This window comes from Comamonas sp. GW821-FHT11H03, assembly GCF_058807955.1.
Window position 1 is genome coordinate 1 of the sequence record NZ_JBXARF010000029.1, and the last position, 584, is coordinate 584.

Consider the following 584-nt stretch of genomic DNA (forward strand, 5'->3'; position numbering starts at 1 on the left):
GAACAGATCGGCTTCCAGACCGTAATCGGCCACCGAGAAGATCGGTGCCTCCGGGTCCTTGTTGATCGCCACGATCACCTTCGAGTCCTTCATGCCCGCCAGATGCTGGATCGCTCCCGAGATGCCGCAGGCAATGTACAGCTGCGGCGCCACGATCTTGCCCGTCTGGCCCACCTGCAGGTCGTTGGGCGCATAGCCCGCATCCACCGCAGCGCGCGACGCGCCGATGGCCGCTCCCAGCTTGTCGGCCAGCGGCGACATGACTTCCTGGAACTTCTCGGCCGAGCCCAGCGCGCGACCGCCGGAGACGATGATCTTGGCGGCCGTCAGCTCGGGACGCTCGCTCTTGGTCACTTCACGGCCCACAAAGGCGCTCTTGCCGCTGTCGGCCACGGCTGCCGCCGTTTCCACCGCCGCCGAGCCGCCAGTCGCTGCCGCTGCGTCAAAACCCGTGGTACGCACAGTGATGACCTTGACGGCATCGGCGGACTGCACGGTGGCAATGGCGTTGCCCGCGTAGATGGGGCGCTCGAAGGTGTCGGCCGAGTCGACCTTGGTGATGTCGCTGATCTGGGCCACGTCCA

The 584-nt window shown here is 66.4% G+C and carries 1 protein-coding gene; it reads right to left on the bottom strand.

Translation table 11 applies throughout. From position 1 onward, the window contains the following. Positions 1–584: electron transfer flavoprotein subunit alpha/FixB family protein (locus AC1RTQ_RS24165; RefSeq protein ID WP_492879505.1), on the bottom strand; the 584-nt coding region annotated here is incomplete at both ends.